17 protein-coding genes are annotated in these 21,660 nt (G+C 53.5%); 9 read left to right on the top strand and 8 right to left on the bottom strand.

Translation table 11 applies throughout. The features are described from left to right. Positions 1-258: 258 nt before the first annotated feature. The 3 genes from feoA to feoC are packed head-to-tail and all read left to right on the top strand — an operon-like array spanning position 259 to position 3,092. Positions 259-486 (top strand): ferrous iron transporter A, encoded by a 228-nt coding sequence (gene feoA, locus L2097_RS18975; protein ID WP_047372821.1) that lies wholly within the window; start codon positions 259-261, stop codon positions 484-486. A gap of 30 nt (positions 487-516) precedes the next feature. Then, positions 517-2,835: a Fe(2+) transporter permease subunit FeoB gene (gene feoB / locus L2097_RS18970; RefSeq protein WP_047372820.1), complete on the top strand. Its 2,319-nt coding sequence runs from the start codon at positions 517-519 to the stop codon at positions 2,833-2,835. Between the two features lie 11 nt (positions 2,836-2,846). Next, entirely contained in the window at positions 2,847-3,092 is a 246-nt protein-coding gene (feoC, locus tag L2097_RS18965) for a [Fe-S]-dependent transcriptional repressor FeoC (protein ID WP_047372819.1), read from the top strand. A 28-nt stretch (positions 3,093-3,120) separates the two neighbouring features. Here the strand turns inward: feoC and L2097_RS18960 are convergent, their stop codons facing one another. Both L2097_RS18960 and bioH read right to left on the bottom strand, forming a co-directional pair. Beyond that, positions 3,121-3,390, bottom strand: a complete 270-nt coding sequence (locus tag L2097_RS18960; RefSeq protein ID WP_047372818.1) for a YdgH/BhsA/McbA-like domain containing protein — start codon at positions 3,388-3,390, stop codon at positions 3,121-3,123. Positions 3,391-3,507: 117 nt separating this feature from the next. Then, positions 3,508-4,281 carry a pimeloyl-ACP methyl ester esterase BioH gene (gene bioH / locus L2097_RS18955; RefSeq protein WP_250353493.1) on the bottom strand — a complete coding sequence of 258 codons (774 nt, stop codon included), beginning with the start codon at positions 4,279-4,281 and terminating at the stop codon, positions 3,508-3,510. 38 nt (positions 4,282-4,319) lie between these two features. On the opposite strand from bioH, the gene gntX reads away from it, so the two are divergent. The 3 genes from gntX to gntT all read left to right on the top strand — a co-directional run bounded on the left by gntX (position 4,320) and on the right by gntT (position 7,286). After that, on the top strand, positions 4,320-5,003 hold the full coding sequence (gene gntX / locus L2097_RS18950; protein WP_250353492.1) for a DNA utilization protein GntX: 684 nt from the start codon (positions 4,320-4,322) through the stop codon (positions 5,001-5,003). Positions 5,004-5,061: 58 nt separating this feature from the next. Next, complete coding sequence (gene nfuA / locus L2097_RS18945; RefSeq protein WP_041851371.1) at positions 5,062-5,637, top strand: Fe-S biogenesis protein NfuA; 576 nt, start codon at positions 5,062-5,064, stop codon at positions 5,635-5,637. Between the two features lie 332 nt (positions 5,638-5,969). Then, positions 5,970-7,286, top strand: a complete 1,317-nt coding sequence (gntT, locus tag L2097_RS18940) for a gluconate transporter (protein ID WP_142517319.1) — start codon at positions 5,970-5,972, stop codon at positions 7,284-7,286. A gap of 58 nt (positions 7,287-7,344) precedes the next feature. Here gntT and malQ read toward each other — a convergent pair whose 3' ends face one another. Together malQ and malP are read right to left on the bottom strand one after the other, a co-directional pair. Next, positions 7,345-9,432 carry a 4-alpha-glucanotransferase gene (malQ, locus tag L2097_RS18935; RefSeq protein WP_085006291.1) on the bottom strand — a complete coding sequence of 696 codons (2,088 nt, stop codon included), beginning with the start codon at positions 9,430-9,432 and terminating at the stop codon, positions 7,345-7,347. A 9-nt stretch (positions 9,433-9,441) separates the two neighbouring features. Beyond that, entirely contained in the window at positions 9,442-11,835 is a 2,394-nt protein-coding gene (gene malP / locus L2097_RS18930; protein ID WP_047372814.1) for a maltodextrin phosphorylase, read from the bottom strand. Positions 11,836-11,943: 108 nt separating this feature from the next. On the opposite strand from malP, the gene L2097_RS18925 reads away from it, so the two are divergent. Together L2097_RS18925 and malT are read left to right on the top strand one after the other, a co-directional pair. Beyond that, complete coding sequence (locus tag L2097_RS18925; protein ID WP_250353491.1) at positions 11,944-12,147, top strand: hypothetical protein; 204 nt, start codon at positions 11,944-11,946, stop codon at positions 12,145-12,147. A gap of 328 nt (positions 12,148-12,475) precedes the next feature. Then, positions 12,476-15,181 carry an HTH-type transcriptional regulator MalT gene (gene malT / locus L2097_RS18920; RefSeq protein WP_047372812.1) on the top strand — a complete coding sequence of 902 codons (2,706 nt, stop codon included), beginning with the start codon at positions 12,476-12,478 and terminating at the stop codon, positions 15,179-15,181. Positions 15,182-15,221: 40 nt separating this feature from the next. On the opposite strand, the gene L2097_RS18915 is transcribed toward malT, so the two are convergent. Genes L2097_RS18915 through glpE form a run of 3 tightly spaced genes read right to left on the bottom strand, consistent with a single transcriptional unit; the run spans position 15,222 to position 17,217 of the window. Continuing rightward, complete coding sequence (locus tag L2097_RS18915; protein ID WP_047372811.1) at positions 15,222-15,980, bottom strand: DeoR/GlpR family transcriptional regulator; 759 nt, start codon at positions 15,978-15,980, stop codon at positions 15,222-15,224. A 17-nt stretch (positions 15,981-15,997) separates the two neighbouring features. Next, positions 15,998-16,828: a rhomboid family intramembrane serine protease GlpG gene (gene glpG / locus L2097_RS18910; RefSeq protein WP_085006295.1), complete on the bottom strand. Its 831-nt coding sequence runs from the start codon at positions 16,826-16,828 to the stop codon at positions 15,998-16,000. A gap of 59 nt (positions 16,829-16,887) precedes the next feature. Then, positions 16,888-17,217: a thiosulfate sulfurtransferase GlpE gene (glpE, locus tag L2097_RS18905; RefSeq protein ID WP_047372809.1), complete on the bottom strand. Its 330-nt coding sequence runs from the start codon at positions 17,215-17,217 to the stop codon at positions 16,888-16,890. 241 nt (positions 17,218-17,458) lie between these two features. Here glpE and glpD point away from each other — a divergent pair, with 241 nt between their 5' ends. Continuing rightward, positions 17,459-18,964, top strand: a complete 1,506-nt coding sequence (gene glpD / locus L2097_RS18900; protein ID WP_250353490.1) for a glycerol-3-phosphate dehydrogenase — start codon at positions 17,459-17,461, stop codon at positions 18,962-18,964. Positions 18,965-19,207: 243 nt separating this feature from the next. Here glpD and glgP read toward each other — a convergent pair whose 3' ends face one another. Further along, complete coding sequence (gene glgP / locus L2097_RS18895) at positions 19,208-21,655, bottom strand: glycogen phosphorylase (protein WP_142517314.1); 2,448 nt, start codon at positions 21,653-21,655, stop codon at positions 19,208-19,210. Positions 21,656-21,660: the final 5 nt, after the last annotated feature.

Genomic DNA, 21,660 nt, shown 5'->3' with positions numbered 1-21,660 from the left:
ACATCCCTTCGCGGCTTCTTATTTCTTATTGCAAACGTGAAATGCAAAACACCATAAATATTGAGCCACATCAACAATGGCTCGGATTTTGATTCCGCTTTGTGCAATATCGCGGTTTAATAGTGATGATAAAAACTATTCTCATTATCATTGTATGAGTGGAGTAACACTCATTGCTGTGCTGGCTAACTATCTGGTTTCATGCGCTTTACTGGCGCATGGTGGGAATGTTGTTTGCGATACATATAAGTAGGTCCTATGCAATTCTCTCCTGACAGTGCGTGGAAAATAACGGGGTTCTCTCGCGAAATCAGCCCGGCGTGGCGCCAGAAACTCCTCTCATTAGGCATGTTGCCCGGCTCATCATTTAATGTCGTGCGCGTAGCTCCCCTTGGTGATCCTGTTCACATTGAAACCCGGCGCGTTAATCTGGTCCTGCGTAAGAAAGATCTCGCATTTCTGGAACTGGAAGCCGTTTCCCGCTAATGGCCCGGCCATGAAAGAGAGAGAAGCACAATGAAAAAATTGACCGTGGGATTAATTGGTAATCCTAATTCCGGGAAGACCACATTATTCAATCAGTTAACTGGTGCACGCCAGCGCGTTGGGAACTGGGCGGGTGTGACGGTTGAGCGTAAAGAGGGGCAATTCTCTACCACCGACCATCAGGTTACGCTGGTTGATTTGCCCGGGACTTACTCGCTGACCACTATCTCGTCACAGACTTCACTGGATGAGCAAATTGCCTGTCACTACATTCTGAGTGGCGATGCGGACATCCTGATTAATGTCGTGGATGCCTCTAACCTCGAGCGTAACCTCTATCTCACGCTGCAGTTGCTGGAACTGGGTATTCCGTGCGTGGTGGCGCTGAATATGCTGGATATTGCCGAGAAACAAAAAGTCCGCATTGATATCGACGCCCTCTCCGCTCGCCTCGGCTGTCCGGTCATTCCGCTGGTCTCGACACGGGGTCGCGGCATTGACGCGTTAAAAATCGCGCTGGATCGCCATCAGAAAAACGGACAAATCGAGCTTGTGCACTATGCGCAGCCGCTGTCGCGCGAAGCGGATGCGCTGGCACAAAGCATGGCCGCGGATATGCCCGTGCAACAACGTCGCTGGCTTGGCCTGCAAATGCTGGAAGGCGATATCTACAGCCGCGCCTACGCCGGTGACGCCGCCCTTAAGCTGGATATTTCGCTGGCACGCCTGCAGGATGAAATCGATGATCCGGCGTTGCATATCGCGGATGCCAGATATCAAACCATTGCCGCGATTTGCGAGGCGGTCAGTAACACCCTGACGGCGGAATCCAGCCAGTTTACGGCAGCCGTCGATCGTATCATTCTGAACCGCTTCCTCGGTTTGCCGATTTTCCTGTTTGTGATGTACCTGATGTTCCTGCTCGCGATTAACATTGGCGGCGCGTTACAGCCGATTTTTGATGCAGGCTCCGTAGCGATTTTCGTCCACGGTATCCAGTGGCTGGGCTACACGCTGCATTTCCCGGAATGGCTGACCGTTTTCCTCGCCCAGGGTCTGGGTGGGGGTATCAACACGGTACTGCCGCTGGTACCGCAAATCGGCATGATGTACCTGTTTCTCTCGTTCCTTGAAGACTCCGGCTATATGGCACGTGCGGCCTTCGTCATGGATCGTCTGATGCAGGCGCTGGGGCTGCCGGGTAAATCCTTCGTGCCGCTGATTGTCGGTTTTGGCTGTAATGTCCCCTCGGTGATGGGGGCAAGAACCCTTGATGCGCCACGTGAACGGCTGATGACCATGATGATGGCGCCATTTATGTCCTGCGGTGCGCGTCTGGCCATCTTCGCTGTCTTTGCGGCGGCCTTCTTCGGCCAGCAGGGGGCGTTACTGGTCTTTTCTCTGTACGTGCTGGGCATTGTGATGGCAATCCTTACCGGCCTGATGCTGAAACACACCATCATGCGCGGCGAAGCGTCACCGTTCATTATGGAACTGCCGGTCTACCACGTGCCACACCTGAAAAGTCTGGTGCTGCAGACGTGGCAGCGCCTGAAAGGGTTTGTGCTTCGTGCCGGTAAAGTCATTGTGGTCGTGAGCATTTTCCTCAGTGCCCTCAACAGCTTCTCGTTGAGCGGTAAAACGGTCGATAATATTAACGATTCCGCGCTGGCATCAATCAGCCGCGTCTTTACTCCCATACTGGAACCGATTGGCGTGCACGGCGATCACTGGCAGGCGACTGTTGGTCTGGTGACGGGAGCCATGGCGAAAGAAGTGGTGGTCGGGACACTGAACTCTCTCTATACCGCTGAACATATTCAGAAAGCGGATTTCAATCCAGCAGAATACCGTCTCAGCGATGAACTGATCGCCGCGCTCAACGAGACCTGGACCAGCCTGAAAAACACCTTTAGCCTGAGCGTCCTGGCAAACCCGATTGAGGCCAGCAAAGGCGACGGCGAGATGGCAGAAGGTACCATGGGCGTCATGAGTGAGAAATTCGGCAGCGCCGCGGCAGCCTACAGTTACCTGATTTTCGTTCTGCTTTATACCCCATGTATTTCCGTCATGGGTGCCATCGCCCGTGAATCAAGCCGTGGCTGGATGGGATTCTCCGTACTGTGGGGGCTGAATATCGCGTATTCACTTGCCACCCTGTTCTATCAGATCGTGAGTTTTCATGAGCACCCGGTTTTCAGCCTCACCTGTATTCTTGCGGTGATCCTGTTCAACGTCGTCGTGATTGGTGGTCTGCGTCGCGCCAGAAGTCGCGTGGATGTCAATCTACTGGCCAGCCGTAAAACCGTGGCCAGTTGCTGTGAAAGCCCGGCGGGCGACTGCCACTGAGGAGATGAAACATGGCATCGTTAATTGAGGTTCGCGATATGCTTGCTTTACAGGGCCGGATGGAAATCAGCCAGCTCTGTAATGCGCTGCATCTCTCCCGACCCATGGCCGATGCCATGCTGTCGCGCATGGAAGCCATGGGCAAAGCGGTACGTATTCAGGAAGAGGCGGATGGCTGTCTCAGCGGCGAGTGTAAAAAATGCCCGGAAGGAAAATCGGCCTGTGAGCGTGAATGGTGGTCACTGACAGGATGCTGATAGCGGGTCAGACGACCCGCTCATCACATTACTTATAGACATCCGCCGTGGCATGGATGTCTTTTTCATTTTTCTGACCACTGGTCACGACGAAATATTTGCCGCCCAGCTCATCCGCTTTTTTCGACAGCTCTTTTTTCGCGTCCATCGGTGCCGAGGTATCTGACGTGCTAATCGTCCCGACTTTCGTCAGATTCATACCCGCGACCTTATCTTTTTCGAGTTCCTTTGCTGCCATCACGCCAAACGACAGGGAGCCAATCACCAGAGATGTAACAATACCTGTAACAAGTTTCATAGACTTGATTCTCCTCGGGTTTTTTAGATTGTGATGCTGCGGTAAAAAAGATAAGCCAACCGCAGCAACGCTCTGAGTATTGTCGTTAAGCGGCATTTTTTCCAGGTGGCGCAATAATTACCTGGCGAAATTATTAAAATTCATCAAAGCGCTACAGAAATCCTCAGGGTGGGAAATAAAAGGCGCATGGGCGGCCTTCGGAAATATCAGCGACTGGCTTTGCGGCCAGCACGCATCCAGGGTGGCGACAATTTTACGCGGAACCAGCCCATCTAAGCGTCCGTAAAGCCGCAAGAAGGGTATGTCCAGCCCGACCAGCGCTTCACGCAGATCTTCTGTTTTCAGAATCTCCAGCCCGCCGTTCAGCACCTCTGGCGAGGGCATTGGTAGCGACAATACCGCCTGCTTAAGCTGTCGCGCATCCTGACGGGCCGTATCCGTACCCATCGTCTGCAGGGCCAGAAAACGCTCGACCGTACGTTGAAAATCCTCGCTGAGCTGTCGCTGGAAACCGGCCAGCACATCAGGTTTGATGCCAGGCCATTCATCCATCGCGCTAAAACAAGGGGATGATGCGACCGTCACCAGTCCGCTGACACGCTCAGGGGCAAGAAGCGCAATCTTGCTTGCGACAAGCCCGCCGAGGCTCCAGCCCAGCCAGATGGCGCGCTGCGGCGCCTGCGCCAATACGCGCTCTGCCATCTCCTGCAATGTCATTGCCGAAAATCCGCTACTGCGCCCGTAACCCGGCAGATCCACCAGATGCAGTGTAAATTGCGAGCTTAGCTGCGGCACAATGCAATCCCAGACCTGCGCGTTCAGCCCCCATCCGTGCAGCAGCACAAGATGGCAATTTCCTTCGCCTTTGGTTTCCCACCAGATGTTGTTCATCAGTTATCGTTCTCTTGCTTAAAACAGGGAGGGTGAACATGCTAACAGTGCCGGGCTTGTGCTGGCTATGTCGAATGCCGCTGGCGATAACGCACTGGGGATTGTGCTCCTGCTGCACCCGGGCGGTGGTTGCTCCCCTTTCCGTTTGCCCGTGCTGTGCTTTGCCTGCAGCGAGCCAGACATTGCCTTGCGGCAGATGCCTGCAAAAACCGCCGCCATGGCAGCGCCTGGTGGCGGTCAGCGATTACGCATTGCCATTGAGTATGCTGGTGCACCAGTTCAAATTTGTGCGACGTCCCGAAATGGCAAAAGCGCTGGCACGCCTGCTGGTACTGGCGGTCATTAATGCCCGCAGGGCGCCGATGTGGCAAAAGCCCGATATGCTTATCAGCGTACCGCTCTATCGGCATCGCCAGTGGCGCAGAGGATATAACCAAAGTGACCTGCTCTGTCGCGCCCTAAATCACTGGCTTGGCTGTCGCTATGAACAGAGTGCTATTGTCCGCATTCGGGCAACGTCCATACAACATCATCTCAGCGCCCGGTTACGCAAGCGCAACCTGAAAAATGCCTTTCGCCTTGAATTGCCCGTACAGGGACTCCATATGGTTATCGTGGATGATGTCGTCACGACTGGCAGCACTGTCGGGGAAATAAGTCGGTTGCTCCTGCGCAACGGCGCGGCGTCTGTTCAGGTATGGTGCCTTTGTCGAACCTTGTAGACCCTCGATGATGGGCGTATTATAACCAAGTAAAATAGTCAACTATTAGGCCATTGCTATGATCCGTATCTCTGACGCTGCGCAAGCGCATTTTGCTAAACTGCTGGCAAATCAGGAAGAAGGGACACAAATCCGCGTATTTGTGATTAACCCAGGCACGCCAAACGCTGAATGCGGCGTCTCTTATTGCCCGCCAGATGCAGTGGAAGCAACTGACACCGCCCTGAAATTTGAACAACTGACCGCCTATGTCGATGAATTGAGTGCGCCGTACCTGGAAGATGCGGAAATTGATTTTGTCACTGACCAGTTGGGCTCCCAGCTTACCCTGAAAGCCCCCAACGCGAAGATGCGTAAAGTGTCCGAAGACGCGCCGCTGATGGAACGTGTTGAATATCTGCTGCAATCGCAGATTAACCCGCAACTGGCAGGCCACGGCGGCCGCGTCACGCTGATGGAAATTACTGATGAAGGTTACGCTATCCTCCAGTTTGGCGGTGGTTGTAACGGTTGTTCAATGGTCGATGTGACGCTGAAAGAAGGGATCGAAAAGCAGCTGCTTAACGAATTCCCGGAGCTGAAAGGTGTACGCGACCTCACCGAACACCAGCGCGGCGAGCACTCCTACTACTAAGCCCCTTCTTGCTTTATGCTCTCCCGATACGGGAGAGCATGTTACCTGTATCTCTCCACGTATAAACGCCTCTCTTTTTTGCATTCATTTCCAGCCTGGAGTATGACCGGCATCTCACTTCGCAAATTTTGACCCACCGGGTGATTCTCTTTTGATGAATGTTACCCGTATCATCTGTGCCAGTACCCAAAATATAAAAAACATCCGGCTATCCTTTTAAAAAGGGGATGTAAGGCATATCGGTACTCCAGCGCTTCGTTTTACAGGGCTAAAACCTGTAATAACCGCTGAAAAACTGACGTTACCCATAACAAATTAAGGCCAGGTAAATCATGCCATTAGTCATCGTTGCTATCGGTGTAGTCTTGTTGTTGTTATTAATGATCCGCTTCAAATTGAACGGATTTATCGCCCTGATCCTGGTGGCACTCGCCGTCGGTATGATGCAGGGCATGCCTCTGGACGCAGTCATCAAATCTATCAAAGCCGGTGTGGGCGGAACGCTGGGCAGCCTTGCGCTGATCATGGGCTTCGGCGCCATGCTGGGTAAAATGCTGGCGGACTGCGGCGGCGCACAACGCATCGCCACCACGCTGATTGCGAAATTTGGCGAAAAACACATTCAGTGGGCCGTCGTACTGACCGGCTTCACCGTGGGGTTCGCGCTGTTCTATGAAGTGGGCTTTGTTCTGTTACTGCCGCTGGTTTTCACTATCGCAGCAGCAGCCCGTATCCCACTGCTGTATGTGGGTGTCCCGATGGCGGCCGCGCTTTCCGTTACCCACGGCTTCCTGCCTCCGCACCCTGGCCCGACCGCTATCGCCACTATTTTCCATGCGGATATGGGCAAAACCCTGCTCTACGGTACGCTGCTCGGTATCCCGACCGTTATACTGGCCGGCCCGGTCTACGCCCGTTTCCTGAAAGGCATCGACAAGCCGATTCCGGAAGGTCTGTACAATAAGAAAACATTTACCGAAGAAGAAATGCCGGGCTTTGGCGTCAGCGTCTGGACCTCTCTGGTGCCAGTGGTGCTGATGGCCCTGCGTGCGGTAGCTGAGATGCTGTTGCCGAAAGGTCATGCGATTCTGCCTTACGCTGAGTTCTTCGGCGATCCGGTGATGGCGACTTTAATTGCGGTGCTGATTGCGGTCTTCACCTTCGGCCTGAACCGTGGTCGTTCCATGGACGACATCAACGAGACGCTGACCAGCTCAATCAAAATCATTGCCATGATGCTGCTGATCATCGGCGGTGGCGGCGCCTTCAAGCAGGTTCTGGTGGATAGCGGCGTGGATAAATACATCGCGTCACTGATGCATGAAACCAATATCTCGCCAATCTTTATGGCATGGTCAATTGCCGCCGTACTGCGTATCGCCCTGGGTTCTGCAACCGTTGCAGCCATTACCGCAGGCGGGATTGTCGCACCGCTGATTGCCACTACCGGCGTAAGCCCAGAGCTGATGGTCATCGCGGTCGGTTCCGGTAGCGTGATTTTCTCTCACGTGAACGATCCTGGCTTCTGGCTGTTCAAGGAATACTTCAACCTGACCATCGGGGAGACCATGAAGTCCTGGTCCGCACTGGAGACCATTATCTCCGTCTGCGGTCTGGTTGGCTGTCTGCTGCTGGGAATGGTGGTATAAGTTCTACCATTTAACTGGCTGTTAAAAGAGAACCCGCCGAATGGCGGGTTCGTTGTATTTACTTCTTCGCTGCCGCTTTCCGGCGTTTATCCAGGTCTTTGATCAGCTTGTTGACGTTCTCGTCCGCAAACATTTTCTCCAGTGACACGGCGAGCTTACGCCGCCAGTTTTTGTACTGATAACTGGTGCCCGGAATGTTCACCGGCCCGGCCATGTCCAGCCAGTCTTCCGGCTGTAGCCCCAGTAACGCACTATTACTGTCAGCGATATAGCGCTGCATCCCACGATTAAGCACCGCACTCATCGGCATACGGGAAGCCTTATGCCCCACCCGTTTTGGCAAACAGCCATGAGCGTGAAGCGCATCCAGTAGCCCTTGTTTTGCCAGTTCGCGATCGAGATACAGCCCGCGCAGCACCACTTCATCCGGATACAGACCCAGGGTCTTACCCAGCGTCAGGTCGCCACTTTCCCAGTATCCCCGCAACGTCGGCAAATCATGAGTCGTCGCCACCGCCATTGACTGGGCCGGGTAGGCTTTGGGGGAACGGTAGCGCTTCTCGTGATCATTTTCAAAATAGAGGACTTTGTAGGAGTAAACGCCGCTGTCGCGCAGCTTGCCGACGATTTCCACCGGAACGGTCCCCAAATCTTCGCCAATGACCATGCACTGATGACGCTGACTTTCCAGTGCCAGGATCGACAACAGATCGTCCACCGGGTACTGCACATACGCCCCGTGATCCGCCGTTTCGCCATACGGGATCCACCACAGGCGCAGCATCGACATCACATGATCGATACGCAACGCGCCGCAGCTTTTCATATTGGCGCGCAGCAACTCGATAAACGGTTCGTACGCCCGTGCGGCGATAATATGCGGGTCCATGGGCGGCAACCCCCAGTTCTGCCCCAGCGGCCCGAGAATATCCGGCGGCGCGCCCACAGAAGCTTTCAGGCAGTACAGCTCGCGATCGCACCAGGTTTCCGAACCGCCTTCGGCAACGCCCACGGCAAGATCCCGGTACAACCCAATTGGCATGTGGTGACTCTGGCTCTCCTGCCAGCATTCGGCAAATTGCGTATATGCCAGCCACTGCAACCACAGGTAAAAATTCACTTCATCGGCATGGCTATCGCAAAAGGCTTTGACCTCCGGGCTGTCGGTTGACTGAAAGCCTGCCGGCCAGGCAGGCCAGCCCCAGCGTAGCGGATCCTCTTTCACCTGGTTGGCATGTAGTGCATCAAACGCCGCCTGCCAGTAAAGACTTTCCCCCTCTTCCTTCACGAAGGCATGAAACGCAGCGCGTAAATCGTCATCGTCTTTACGCTGTGAAAACTGCAACCAGGCCAGGCGTAATGCCGCCAGTTTGAGGGCCGTTACGCCAGCGTAATCGACAAACTCCGCATCGCGGGCGGCGTCCAGCGCCTTGCGCGTCGTAGGGAGTTTCCACCACGCCTGCGCTTCTTTGCTCAACTGAAAATCTTCTACCGCGTTAACATCGATATAAATGATATTCAGCCAGCGGCGAGAAGAGGGACTGTACGGACTGGCGCTTTCCGGATTGGCCGGATAAAGCGCATGAATGGGATTCAGACCGATAAACGCGCCACCGCGCTGACCCACCTCGCCCAACATAACTTTCAGATCGCCAAAATCACCGATCCCCCAGTTACGTTCAGATCGCAAGGTATAAAGCTGTACGCAAGCCCCCCAGAGTTTTTTCCCTTCCAGCAGGGCCTGCGGTTCATAACAACGCTTTGGAGTGACAATTAAGCGACAATGCCAGCTCTGCTCAGCTTGACGCAGGGTCAGCGTATGATATCCCTGCGGCAACTTCGCTGGCAGGGTGAGATTTTTCCCCGCGTCGACCTGGCCCTTATGTTGCTGGCCATCTTCGGTGGTGATTATCCAGTTGAAAGTGCCGTTTCCCTCAATCGGCAATGACTTCTTCTTTCCCTGGGTATGAACCAGTACATTCGGGACCGGCGTTACCGCGACAGGCGTCGCGGTAACGGCATGCATAGCGTCAAGCAAACGTCGTTTGGTTTCCGCACCAATAGACTGTGGTTTGCCATGCGCATTGATGTAATCCGGGCTAATTCCCGCCGCCAGCGCGGCATTATCAAGACGTTTGCTCACTATGGCGTTTCCTTAGCGTTTTGCCTGCCAGATACGGGTTTGGTAATCACGGATCGAACGATCCGAACTGAACATGCCGCAACGTGCGGTATTCAATATTGTAGCCCTGGTCCAGGCGTCTTCATCACGATAGAGCGCATCTACCCGTTTTTGCGCGTCGACGTAGGCGGCGAAATCCGCCAGAACCAGATAAGGATCGCCGCCCTGCTTACCGATGCTGTGCAGCATCTGGTCGAACGCATGTTTGTCGCCCCCGCTGTACTTGCCACTCTCGAGTTCTTTGAGCACCGCATCCAACAGCTTATCTTTCTTACGCCATTTCACCGGATCGTAGCCTTTGGCTTTCAGCGCCTTCACCTCTTCCACGGTATGACCGAAGATGAAGATGTTTTCATCGCCAACCTGCTCAGCAATCTCGACGTTAGCGCCGTCAAGGGTACCGACGGTAAGCGCACCGTTCAGCGCCAGTTTCATATTGCCGGTACCAGAAGCTTCTTTACCTGCGGTAGAAATTTGTTCGGATACATCTGCCGCCGGGATAAGACGTTCTGCCGCCGAGACGCAATAATCCGGCAGGAAAACCACTTTCAGCTTATCGCCCACCGTCTTATCGTTATTGATTACCTCGGCCACTTTATTGATGGCGTAAATGATATTTTTTGCCAGGTAATAGCCCGGCGCGGCCTTCGCGCCGAAGAGGAATACGCGTGGTACGCGGTCTGCCTGCGGATTTTCGCGAATCTCTTTATACAGCGCCACAATATGCAGCAGGTTCAGATGTTGGCGTTTGTATTCATGCAGACGTTTGATTTGAATATCGAACAGCGCATGCGGATTGATCTCAATGCCGGTACGCGCCTTGACGAAGGCCGCGAGTTGCACCTTATTTTCCTGTTTGATGGCACGATATTGCGCGCGGAATTTCGCGTCGTCGGCAAATTTCTCCAGATTAATCAACTGGTCGAGATCGTTCGCCCACTCATTTTTCAGCGATTTATCCAGCAATGCCGCCAGCGCCGGGTTGCACTGTTTGATCCAGCGACGCGGCGTAATACCGTTAGTGACATTGTGGAATTTTGTTGGCCACAGTTGGTGATATTCCGGGAACAGATCCTTGACGACTAAATCGGAGTGCAGCGCCGCAACGCCGTTCACCGCGAAGCCGCCAACGACGCACATGTTGGCCATACGAACCTGCTTGTTGTGCACCACCGCCAGTTTCGCCCATACGTCCTCATCGCCAGGCCAGGTTTGCTCAACCAGTACCTTAAAGCGATCGTTAATCTGTTTGATGATTTGCATGTGGCGAGGCAGCAGCGCTTTTACCAGTTTTTCATCCCAGCACTCCAGCGCTTCCGGCATCAGCGTATGGTTGGTGTAGGCGAAGGTTTTACTGGTAATAGCCCAGGCGTCATCCCAGCTCAGTTGATGTTCATCAATCAGTACGCGCAGCATTTCCGGGATCGCAATAGTCGGATGCGTATCGTTAAGCTGGATAACTTCAAAGTCAGGCAACTGGGCGATTTTGCGTCCGGCCAGATGGTGACGACGCAGAATATCCGCCACGGAGCAGGCACACTGGAAATATTGCTGCATCAGACGCAGCTTCTTGCCCGCCTGGTGGTTGTCATTCGGATAGAGCACCTTGGTCAGTTTTTCTGCATCAATGCCCTGCTGCTCGGCACGCAGAAAATCACCGTCGTTGAATTTGGTCAGATCGAACGGGTGTGCATGGGTCGCCTGCCACAGGCGCAGCGGCTGTGCCACGCTGTTACGATAACCCAGGACCGGTAAATCCCAGGCTTCGCCGACAATCGTAAAGCCCGGTGTCCAGTGTCCGTCTTTACTCACTTTGCCGCCAATGCCCACCTGCACGTTCAATTGCGCATTATGGCTGAACCAGGGGTAGCTGCGACGCTGCCAGTCATCTGGCGCCTCTTTCTGCTGACCATCGTCAAAAGACTGACGGAACAAACCGTACTGATAGTTCAGGCCATACCCGGTAGCAGACTGGCCTACCGTTGCCATAGAGTCCAGGAAGCAAGCCGCCAGACGTCCTAAGCCACCGTTACCCAGCGCCGGGTCGGTCTCTTCTTCCAGCAGATCGCTCAGATTGATACCGCTTTCCTGCAGAACATCGCTCACCTCTTGATACCAGCCGAGGTTGAGCAGGTTGTTACCCGTCAGGCGGCCAATCAGAAATTCCATCGAAATGTAGTTCACATGGCGCTGGTTTTTCGCAGGCTTAGCCAGCGGTTGTGCCACCAGTAATTCCGCCAGCGCGCCGCTCACGGCCTGCCACCACTGACGAGAGGTCATCTCCTGGGCGGCGTGCAAGCCAAAATGCTGCCACTGACGCGTCAGGGCCGCTTCAAATTGCGCTTTGTTAAACGTGGGCTTTGACATAGAGAATTCGGATCCTGTAATTGAAAAAACAACGTTAGCGCTAGTGTGCCAGGCTCATGAAATGACGTCCTCATCCTGCCAGGGATTCAACGGGGAGGAGCAGCAGGGATGAGCGAAAAATGTGATCTCTGCCACCTTAACTTAGCTGCTTTTTTAAGCATTTTTCAAGCATTTGCTGCCTCACGGGGCGTGAAAAAACACGTTAACGCATCGTTCACTTACAGGGGGGATGACGGGGGACAAAGTCAAAAATATGAAATATTGTTTCAGGGAAATTATCACTCCCGTCATCAACATAATTTGAGTAAATAATATTTTCTTAAATGATAATTTCGCCTTTTGCTATTTGTGCGATTACGTCGCCATTTTGGGAAATATTCCACTAAAGCCCCCAAAACATGCAAAACTATTTCGCCTTATTTTGAACCGCCTTACTGCAAATCGGGCTGCATGCCCTTTCGCCACAGGTACTGTCTCTTTATTCACAACTCAAATAGAAATGTGACATAGTGCAAATTCACAATCGTCAGATCCGGACATAACTTGCAATAATTCGGAATTTATCCGACTTTATTTATATTAATTACGAAGCGCAAAAAAAATCGTTTTTCCCCTATGTCCTCACAGTGAAGTGATAACTATGTTGATTCCGTCTAAATTAAGTCGCCCGGTACGCCTCGACCATACTGTCGTTCGTGAGCGTCTGCTGGCTAAACTTTCCGGCGCGAACAATTTTCGGCTTGCGCTGATCACTAGCCCGGCAGGGTACGGAAAAACAACGCTCATTTCTCAATGGGCTTCCGGTAAAAATGACGTCGGCTGGTTTTCGCTGGATGAAGGCGACAACCAACAGGAACGTTTTGCCAGCTATTTCATTGCGGCCATTCAGCAAGCCACCGGTGGGCATTGCGTCAGCAGTGAGGTGATGGCGCAAAAACGCCAGTACGCCAGCCTCTCCTCCCTCTTTGCCCAGTTGTTTATTGAACTGGCAGAGTGGCAACGCGCGCTCTATCTGGTGATTGATGACTACCACCTCATCACCAACCCGGTAATTCATGAAGCCATGCGCTTCTTCTTGCGCCATCAGCCAGAAAACCTGACGCTGATTGTGCTGTCGCGCAATTTACCGCAGTTAGGCATCGCCAACCTGCGCGTACGTGAACAGCTGCTGGAGATCGGCAGCCATCAACTGGCCTTTAATCATCAGGAAGCGAAGCAATTTTTCGATTGTCGCCTGACCTCGCCCATCGAAGCGGCAGAGAGCAGCCGCCTGTGTGATGACGTTGCCGGCTGGGCCACTGCGCTACAACTCATTGCCCTTTCCGTACGCCAGAATCACAGCGCCGCGCAGCAATCCGCTCGCCGTCTGGCGGGGATCAACGCCAGCCACCTGTCCGACTATCTTGTGGATGAGGTGCTGGATAATGTGGATGCCAGTACGCGCCTGTTCTTACTGAAAAGCTCATTATTGCGCTCTATGAACGATGCGCTGATTGTCCGTGTCACTGGCGAAGAAAATGGTCAGATGCGGCTGGAAGAAATTGAGCGCCAGGGGCTATTCCTGCAGCGCATGGATGACTCCGGCGAGTGGTTCAGCTACCACCCGCTGTTCGGCAATTTCCTGCGCCAGCGCTGCCAGTGGGAACTGGCGACTGAACTACCGGAAATTCATCGCGCGGCGGCAGAAAGCTGGATGGCACAGGGTTTCCCCAGCGAAGCCATTCATCACGCACTGGCCGCGGGCGACGGTATCATGTTGCGGGATATCCTGTTGCATCACGCCTGGGGGTTGTTCAATCACAGCGAACTCAGCCTGCTGGAAGCATCGCTGAAAGCGCTGCCGTGGGAAAGCCTGCTGGAAAACCCTCGCCTGGTTCTGCTACAGGCCTGGCTGATGCAAAGCCAGCATCGCTACAGTGAAGTGAATACCTTGCTGGCCCGTGCCGAGCAGGAGATGACCACCCGAATGGATGCTTCCCTGCACGGTGATTTCAACGCGTTGCGCGCGCAGGTCGCGATCAATGATGGTGACGCCGTCGAAGCGGAACGTCTGGCCATGGTCGCTCTCGACGAACTGCCGCTCGCCAATTACTACAGCCGTATTGTCGCCACATCGGTACATGGCGAAGTGCTGCACTGCAAAGGGCAACTCACCAACTCCCTGGCGTTAATGCAGCAAACCGAACAGATGGCGCGCCGCCACGACGTGTGGCACTACGCCTTATGGAGCCTGATTCAGCAAAGCGAAATTCTTTTTGCGCAAGGCTTCCTGCAGGCCGCCTGGGAGACCCAGGAAAAAGGGTTTGTCCTGGTGCGCGAACAGCATCTTGAACAACTGCCGATGCACGAATTCTTACTGCGCATTCGTTCGCAGTTGCTCTGGGCCTGGGCACGCCTTGACGAATCTGAGGCCGCCGCCCGCCAGGGGATGGAGGTTCTCGCCTCCTTCCAGCCGCAGCAACAGTTACAGTGTCTGGCGCTGGTGATTCAAAACTCGCTGGCAAGAGGCGATTTGGATAACGCGCGCGCGCATTTGCATCGTCTGGAAAACTTGCTGGGTAACGGTCAGTATCACAGCGATTGGGTATCGAACGCCGATAAGGTTCGGGTGATTTACTGGAACATGACAGGGGATCGCAAATCCGCAGCACAGTGGCTTCGCCAGACGCCTAAACCGGAGTTCGCTAATAACCATTTCCTGCAAGGGCAGTGGCGTAATATCGCCAGAGCGCAAATTCTGCTCGGTGATTTCGATCCGGCCGAAATGGTCCTCGAAGAGCTTAACGAGAACGCCCGCAGTCTGCGCCTGATGAGCGATTTGAATCGCAACCTGCTGTTACTGAATCAGCTGTACTGGCAGTCCGGACGCAAAAACGACGCACAGCGTGTGCTACTTGAGGCGCTGCAGCTTGCCAACCGCACCGGGTTTATCAGCCATTTTGTCATAGAGGGCGAGGCGATGGCGCAGCAATTGCGTCAGCTTATTCAACTCAACACATTGCCGGAGCTGGACCAGCACCGCGCGCAGCGTATTCTGCGCGACATCAACCAACATCACCGGCATAAGTTCGCCCATTTTGATGAGAACTTCGTTGAACGTTTACTGAACCATCCGGAAGTGCCGGAACTTATCCGTACCAGTCCGTTAACCCAGCGAGAGTGGCAGGTTTTGGGGCTTATTTACTCAGGCTATAGTAATGAGCAGATCGCCGGTGAGCTCGCCGTAGCGGCGACCACCATTAAAACGCATATCCGTAATTTGTATCAGAAGCTGGGGGTTGCTCACCGTCAGGATGCTGTGTTGCATGCCCAGCGGCTGCTGAAAATGATGGGCTATGGCGTCTGAGTTCAGGTCGGGCTGGCGCAACGCCGCCCGACACTTTCTCTCAGCATAACTCTAACTGGATGTTATTACTGGTGATCACCTGCATGACGCCCGCAGGTGGCATAGTATCGGTGTACACTGCATTCACCATGCTGATACTGCCCATATTAACCATCGCGTTACGTCCAAACTTCGAGTGATCCACCACCAACATCGCATGGCGGGAGTTTTCAATGATCGCCCGTTTGGTGCGGACTTCATGATAGTCAAACTCAAGCAGCGAACCATCAGCGTCAATGCCACTGATACCAAGAATGCCAAAGTCCAGACGGAACTGAGAGATAAAGTCCAGCGTAGCTTCGCCGACAATGCCGCCGTCCCGGCTACGCAATTCGCCGCCCGCGAGGATGACGCGGAAATCTTCTTTTTTCAGCAGCGTGTTTGCCACATTGAGATTGTTAGTCACCACGCGTAAATCGCTATGATCGAGCAGCGCGTGCGCCACGGCTTCCGGGGTAGTTCCAATATCAATAAACAACGTTGCGCCGTTCGGGATCTGGCTGGCCACTTTACGGGCAATCCGTTCTTTCTCCGCCGTTTGCGTTGCCTTACGGTCATGCCAGGAGGTGTTGACGGAGCTGGAAGGTAGCGCAGCCCCCCCGTGATGGCGCAGGATTTTGTTTTGATCAGCCAGATCGTTAAGATCGCGGCGAATCGTCTGCGGGCTTACCGAGAATTGCTCTACCAGTTCTTCCGTGCTGACATATCCCTGCAGTTTAACCAGTTCAATGATCGCGTCATGACGTTGTGTTTGTTTCATGAAATGTCTCTGGATAATTATGTTCGTTTTCGCGCATTCAATGTATCTACCAGCGCCATCGCAAGGCCAATCACCAGCCCGCCGGTGTGGGCGCCGATAGCCGTATCCACTGCTGAGATGCCAAACCAGTCAGCAACCAGTAACACGACCGTAAAAATAACCAGTCCACGGGGCAGCCAGACCGGGCGTTCCGGGTCTCGCTCACCACGTAGCCACACATAACCAATCAATGCATAGACCACACCTGACAGACCACCAAACCAGGGGCCCGTCAGTTTGTACTGTAAAAAGCCGCTCAGTAACGCGCTGATAAGCGTGATCACCACCAGCTTGCCGCTTCCCAGACGTTTTTCAACGGCTCCGCCAAGATACCACCACCAGAACAGGTTAAAGATGATATGAACCAGCGAAAAGTGCATTAGCGCATGGCTAAAGTAGCGCCAGGCTTCAAATTTCAGCGAGGCGTCATAGGGCCAGGCAAGCCAGACCATCACGGTCTGATCGTCAGACATACTCATCAGGATAAAGACCAGCACGCAAGCCGCGAAGACAGAGAGGGTAATCGGCCCACCGCGCTCCCGCAGCGCCGCGCGCAGAGAAAATCCACGGTAGTGCAAACCGCTGCCTGTCTCTCCGGATTGCCAGCTTGCGGCGAGATAACGTGGATCGGTGGGATTTTCCAGAAAACGCGCCAGTTCAGCTTTCACGCGCTCAGCCTGGCTTTCGTCCGCCAGCCAGATATCGCTTTGCGAGTGGTGTTGAATCGTAAGAATGACGCCCTGTGTTTGCATGTAATCGACAAACGCCTGGGCGACGCGCGGGTTGGTAAATGATGTAATCATCAACATGGCTGGCGGTCGCTTTGTCTCCGGAAAAGAGCACAGTATAGCGGCAGATTCATCACTCTCTAAAGGGATCCCTGCGTGACTTCCGCTGGAAAGTGACGGTGCCAGGCATCAAAGCCACCATCAACGCTGAATACCGAATCATAACCTTGCTGGAGCAGGTATTGTGCCGCACCTTTACTGCTATTGCCGTGGTAGCACATCACCATGACCGGGGTATCGAAGTCGGTTTCACGCATAAACGCCCCGAGCGTATCGTTTGTTAAATGAAAAGCGCCCGGCGTATGGCCAATCGCATAGCTTTGCGGGTCACGAATATCGACCAGAACCGCCTGCTTAAGCTGCAGTTTCTGGTGGGCCTCTTCAACATTAATACAGACAAAATGATCCATTCTGATCTCTTTTCTTTTACGTATGACAGGTGGTACGCCTGCTTCTTCCCGTATACATCAGGGCGGAAAAAGCAGGCTGCATAAGTTTACCGCTTAGTGTACGTCCTCCTGGTGGAGAAACACCATTATGTTATGTATATCACTCTAAATTGTTTTTCTGATGTTACCAAAAGCGCGATCTTTTGCTATTATGAGCGATATCGAACATTTGTGAGCTTTAACGAAAGCGCGTGAGGGCAGCATGGAAACCAAAGATCTTATCGTTATTGGCGGGGGCATCAACGGTGCCGGTATCGCGGCGGACGCCGCCGGGCGAGGTTTATCCGTGCTGATGCTGGAAGCCCAGGACTTAGCTTGCGCGACCTCCAGCGCCAGCTCAAAATTGATTCACGGTGGCCTGCGCTACCTTGAACACTATGAATTTCGTCTGGTTAGCGAGGCGCTGGCCGAACGTGAAGTGCTGCTGAAAATGGCACCGCACATTGCCTTCCCGATGCGCTTCCGCTTGCCGCATCGCCCCCATTTACGTCCGGCGTGGATGATCCGCATCGGTCTTTTTATGTACGATAATCTGGGGAAACGCACCAGTTTACCCGGATCGCAAAGTTTGCGTTTTGGCTCAGAATCGGTCCTCAAACCTGAAATCGTGCGCGGTTTCGAATATTCTGACTGCTGGGTCGATGATGCCCGTCTGGTACTGGCGAATGCGCAGATGGTTGTCAAAAAAGGCGGTGAAGTGCGCACCCGCACCCGCGCCATCTCAGCAAAACGTGAAAACGGACTGTGGATTGTTGAAGCGGAAGATATCGACACCGGGGAAAAATTTAGCTGGCAAGCACGCGGTCTGGTCAATGCCACCGGCCCATGGGTTAAGCAGTTCTTTGATGACGGGATGCATTTGCCGTCTCCGTATGGTATTCGCCTGATTAAAGGCAGCCATATCGTTGTGCCACGCGTTCATTCACAAAAGCAGGCGTATATTCTGCAAAACGAAGATAAACGTATCGTCTTCGTGATCCCGTGGATGAATGAGTTTTCTATCATCGGCACCACCGATGTGGAATATAAAGGCGACCCGAAAAACGTCGAAATCGACGAAAGCGAAGTGAATTACCTGTTGAAGGTCTATAACGCGCACTTTAAAAAGCAACTGACGCGCAATGACATTGTCTGGACTTACTCCGGTGTGCGCCCGCTGTGTGACGATGAGTCGGATTCTCCGCAGGCAATCACCCGCGACTACACGCTGGATATTCACGATCAGGACGGCAAAGCGCCGCTGCTTTCCGTCTTTGGTGGCAAACTCACGACCTACCGTAAGCTGGCTGAACATGCGATGGAAAAACTGGCCTCCTATTATGAAGGTATCGGCCCCGCATGGACCAAAAACTGTGTGTTACCCGGCGGTGAACTGGCGGGCGATCGTGATGATTACGCTGCAAAACTGCGTCGCCGTTACCCGTTCATTAGCGAATCGCTGGCTCGCCATTACGCACGGACCTATGGCAGCAATACCGAGTTGATTCTGGCCGGAGCCAGTAGCATCGAGGACCTGGGTGAAAACTTCGGGCACGAGCTGTACGAAGCCGAGCTGCGCTACCTGGTTGAGCATGAGTGGGTGCGCCGTCTGGATGATGCCATCTGGCGTCGTACCAAACTGGGCATGTGGCTCAATGCCGACGAGCAGTCCCGCGTAGCCCAGTGGCTGGCTCGCCACAGCAAAGCAGAACTCTCGCTGGCCTCGTAATCGTGCCCCCGCTGAGAGATGCTCAGCGGGGGTTTTATGACGCGGCAGCGGGGGCTTACAATGAAAGCCCACAGTGCCTCAACATAAACAGTCTTCCCCTCATCCGCACCTATCCCCTGCCGCCTTATCCTTGTTTGTCGACTCACTACAGAGACCAGACAGGAGGGTTTATCCCTTTCATCTTCTGAAAAAAAACGGAGCCCTGAGGCTCCGTGCGGTATTTATGTCAAAAGCAAAAGTGACTTACAGGCGTACCGGATCGATATGCCAGATCTGCTCGGCGTATTCCTGAATCGTTCTGTCAGATGAGAAATAGCCCATATTGGCAATGTTGTGCATCGCCTTCGTGGTCCACTCTTCAGGAGTGAGATAGAGTTCGTCTACCTTATCCTGGCAATCAACGTAGCTGCGGTAATCGGCCAGCACCTGATAATGGTCGCCAAAGTTAATCAGCGAGTCCACAAGGTCACGGTAACGGCCTGGATCCTGCGGATTGAACAGGCCAGTCGCGATTTGCGTCAGCACCTGATGCAGCTCCTCATCTTTTTCGTAATATTCACGTGGTGAATAGCCTTTACGACGCAGCGCTTCCACCTCTTCCGCAGTATTACCAAAAATGAAGATGTTCTCTGCCCCCACATGTTCGAGCATTTCCACGTTCGCGCCGTCCAGCGTACCGATAGTCAACGCGCCGTTCAGGGCAAACTTCATGTTACTGGTGCCGGATGCTTCAGTCCCTGCCAGAGAAATCTGCTCAGAAAGATCTGCCGCCGGGATGATCACCTGCGCGAGACTTACGCTGTAGTTGGGAATAAAGACCACTTTCAGCTTATCGCCAATCTGTGGATCGTTGTTGATCACCGCCGCCACATCATTGATAAGATGAATGATGTGCTTCGCCATGTAGTACGCTGAGGCCGCTTTACCGGCGAAGATATTAACGCGCGGTACCCACTCCGCTGTCGGATCCGCTTTGATACGGTTGTAGCGGGTGATCACGTGCAACACATTCATCAGTTGCCGCTTGTATTCGTGGATACGTTTGATTTGCACATCGAAGAGCGCTTTCGGGTTGACCACCACATTAAGCTGCTGGCCTATGACTGCCGCCAGGCGCTTTTTGTTCTCCAGCTTGGCATGACGAATCGCCTGATTCACCAACGGGTAGTCGATATGCTGCTCCAGCTCACTGAGCTGGCTCAAATCGGTACGCCAGGTGCGACCAATATGCTCATCGAGCACGCCAGACAACGACGGATTCGCCAGTGCCAGCCAGCGACGCGGTGTTACACCGTTGGTCACGTTAGTAAAGCGCATGGGGAAAATTTTGGCGAAATCGGCAAACAGGGACTGCACCATCAGGTTTGAATGCAGTTCGGACACGCCATTTACTTTATGGCTCACCACCACGGCCAGCCATGCCATGCGCACGCGACGCCCGTTCGATTCGTCGATAATCGACACGCGACTGAGCAAGTCCATATCGTTAGGGTACTGTTCCTGAATAGTTTTCAGGAAGTAGTCATTAATTTCGAAGATGATTTGCAGGTGGCGCGGCAGGATCTTACCGAGCATCTCTATCGGCCAGGTTTCCAGCGCTTCGCTCATCAGCGTATGGTTGGTGTATGAGAACACCTGGCAGGTCACCTCGAACGCTTCATCCCATGAGAATTTATGTTCATCAATCAGCAGACGCATTAATTCGGGAATCGACAACACCGGATGGGTGTCATTCAGGTGAATCGCGGTTTTCTCTGCCAGGTTGCTATAGGTTTTGTGTAGCTGATAATGACGGCTCAAAATATCCTGCACGGTTGCCGACACCAGGAAGTACTCCTGACGAAGACGCAATTCCCGGCCTGAATAGGTCGAGTCATCCGGATAGAGCACGCGAGATACGTTTTCGGAGTGGTTTTTATCTTCCACCGCCGCAAAATAATCGCCCTGGTTAAATTTACCCAGATTGATCTCGCTACTCGCCTGCGCATTCCACAAACGCAGGGTATTCGTTGCGTCGGTATCGTAGCCTGGAATAATTTGGTCGTAGGCCACGGCCAAAATCTCTTCGGTTTCCAGCCAATTGGACTTTTTACCTTCCTGCTGCACACGGCCGCCAAAACGCACTTTATAGCGCGTGTTATGGCGTTTGAATTCCCATGGGTTACCGTATTCCAGCCAGTAGTCCGGGGACTCTTTTTGCCGTCCATCGACAATGTTCTGCTTGAACATGCCGTAGTCATAGCGAATACCGTAACCCCGGCCCGGTAAGCCCAGTGTCGCCAGAGAGTCGAGGAAACAGGCCGCCAGACGGCCCAGACCGCCGTTGCCGAGGCCGGGGTCATTTTCTTCGTCGATCAGCTCTTCCAGATCCAGCCCCATCTCTTCCAGAGCATTTTTGACATCGTCATAAATACCTAACGACAACAGCGCATTGGATAGGGTGCGGCCAATCAAAAACTCCATCGACAGGTAGTAAACCTGGCGCATTTCCTGAGAGAGCTGCGCACGGTTGGAGCGTAACCAGCGTTCTACCAGGCGATCGCGCACCGCAAACAATGTGGCGTTCAGCCACTCATGTTTGTTAGCGATGACAGGATCTTTACCAATGGTAAACATCAGCTTGTAGGCAATCGAATGTTTTAACGCTTCGATGCTCAGTGTGGGTGATGCATATGTAAAAGGTGCATTCATACAAG

Source organism: Citrobacter sp. MNAZ 1397, assembly GCF_023613995.1.
Taxonomy (GTDB): Bacteria; Pseudomonadota; Gammaproteobacteria; order Enterobacterales; family Enterobacteriaceae; genus Phytobacter; species Phytobacter ursingii.
The sequence above is the reverse complement of the archived record's forward strand: the minus strand, read 5'-3'. Positions and strand labels throughout refer to the sequence as shown.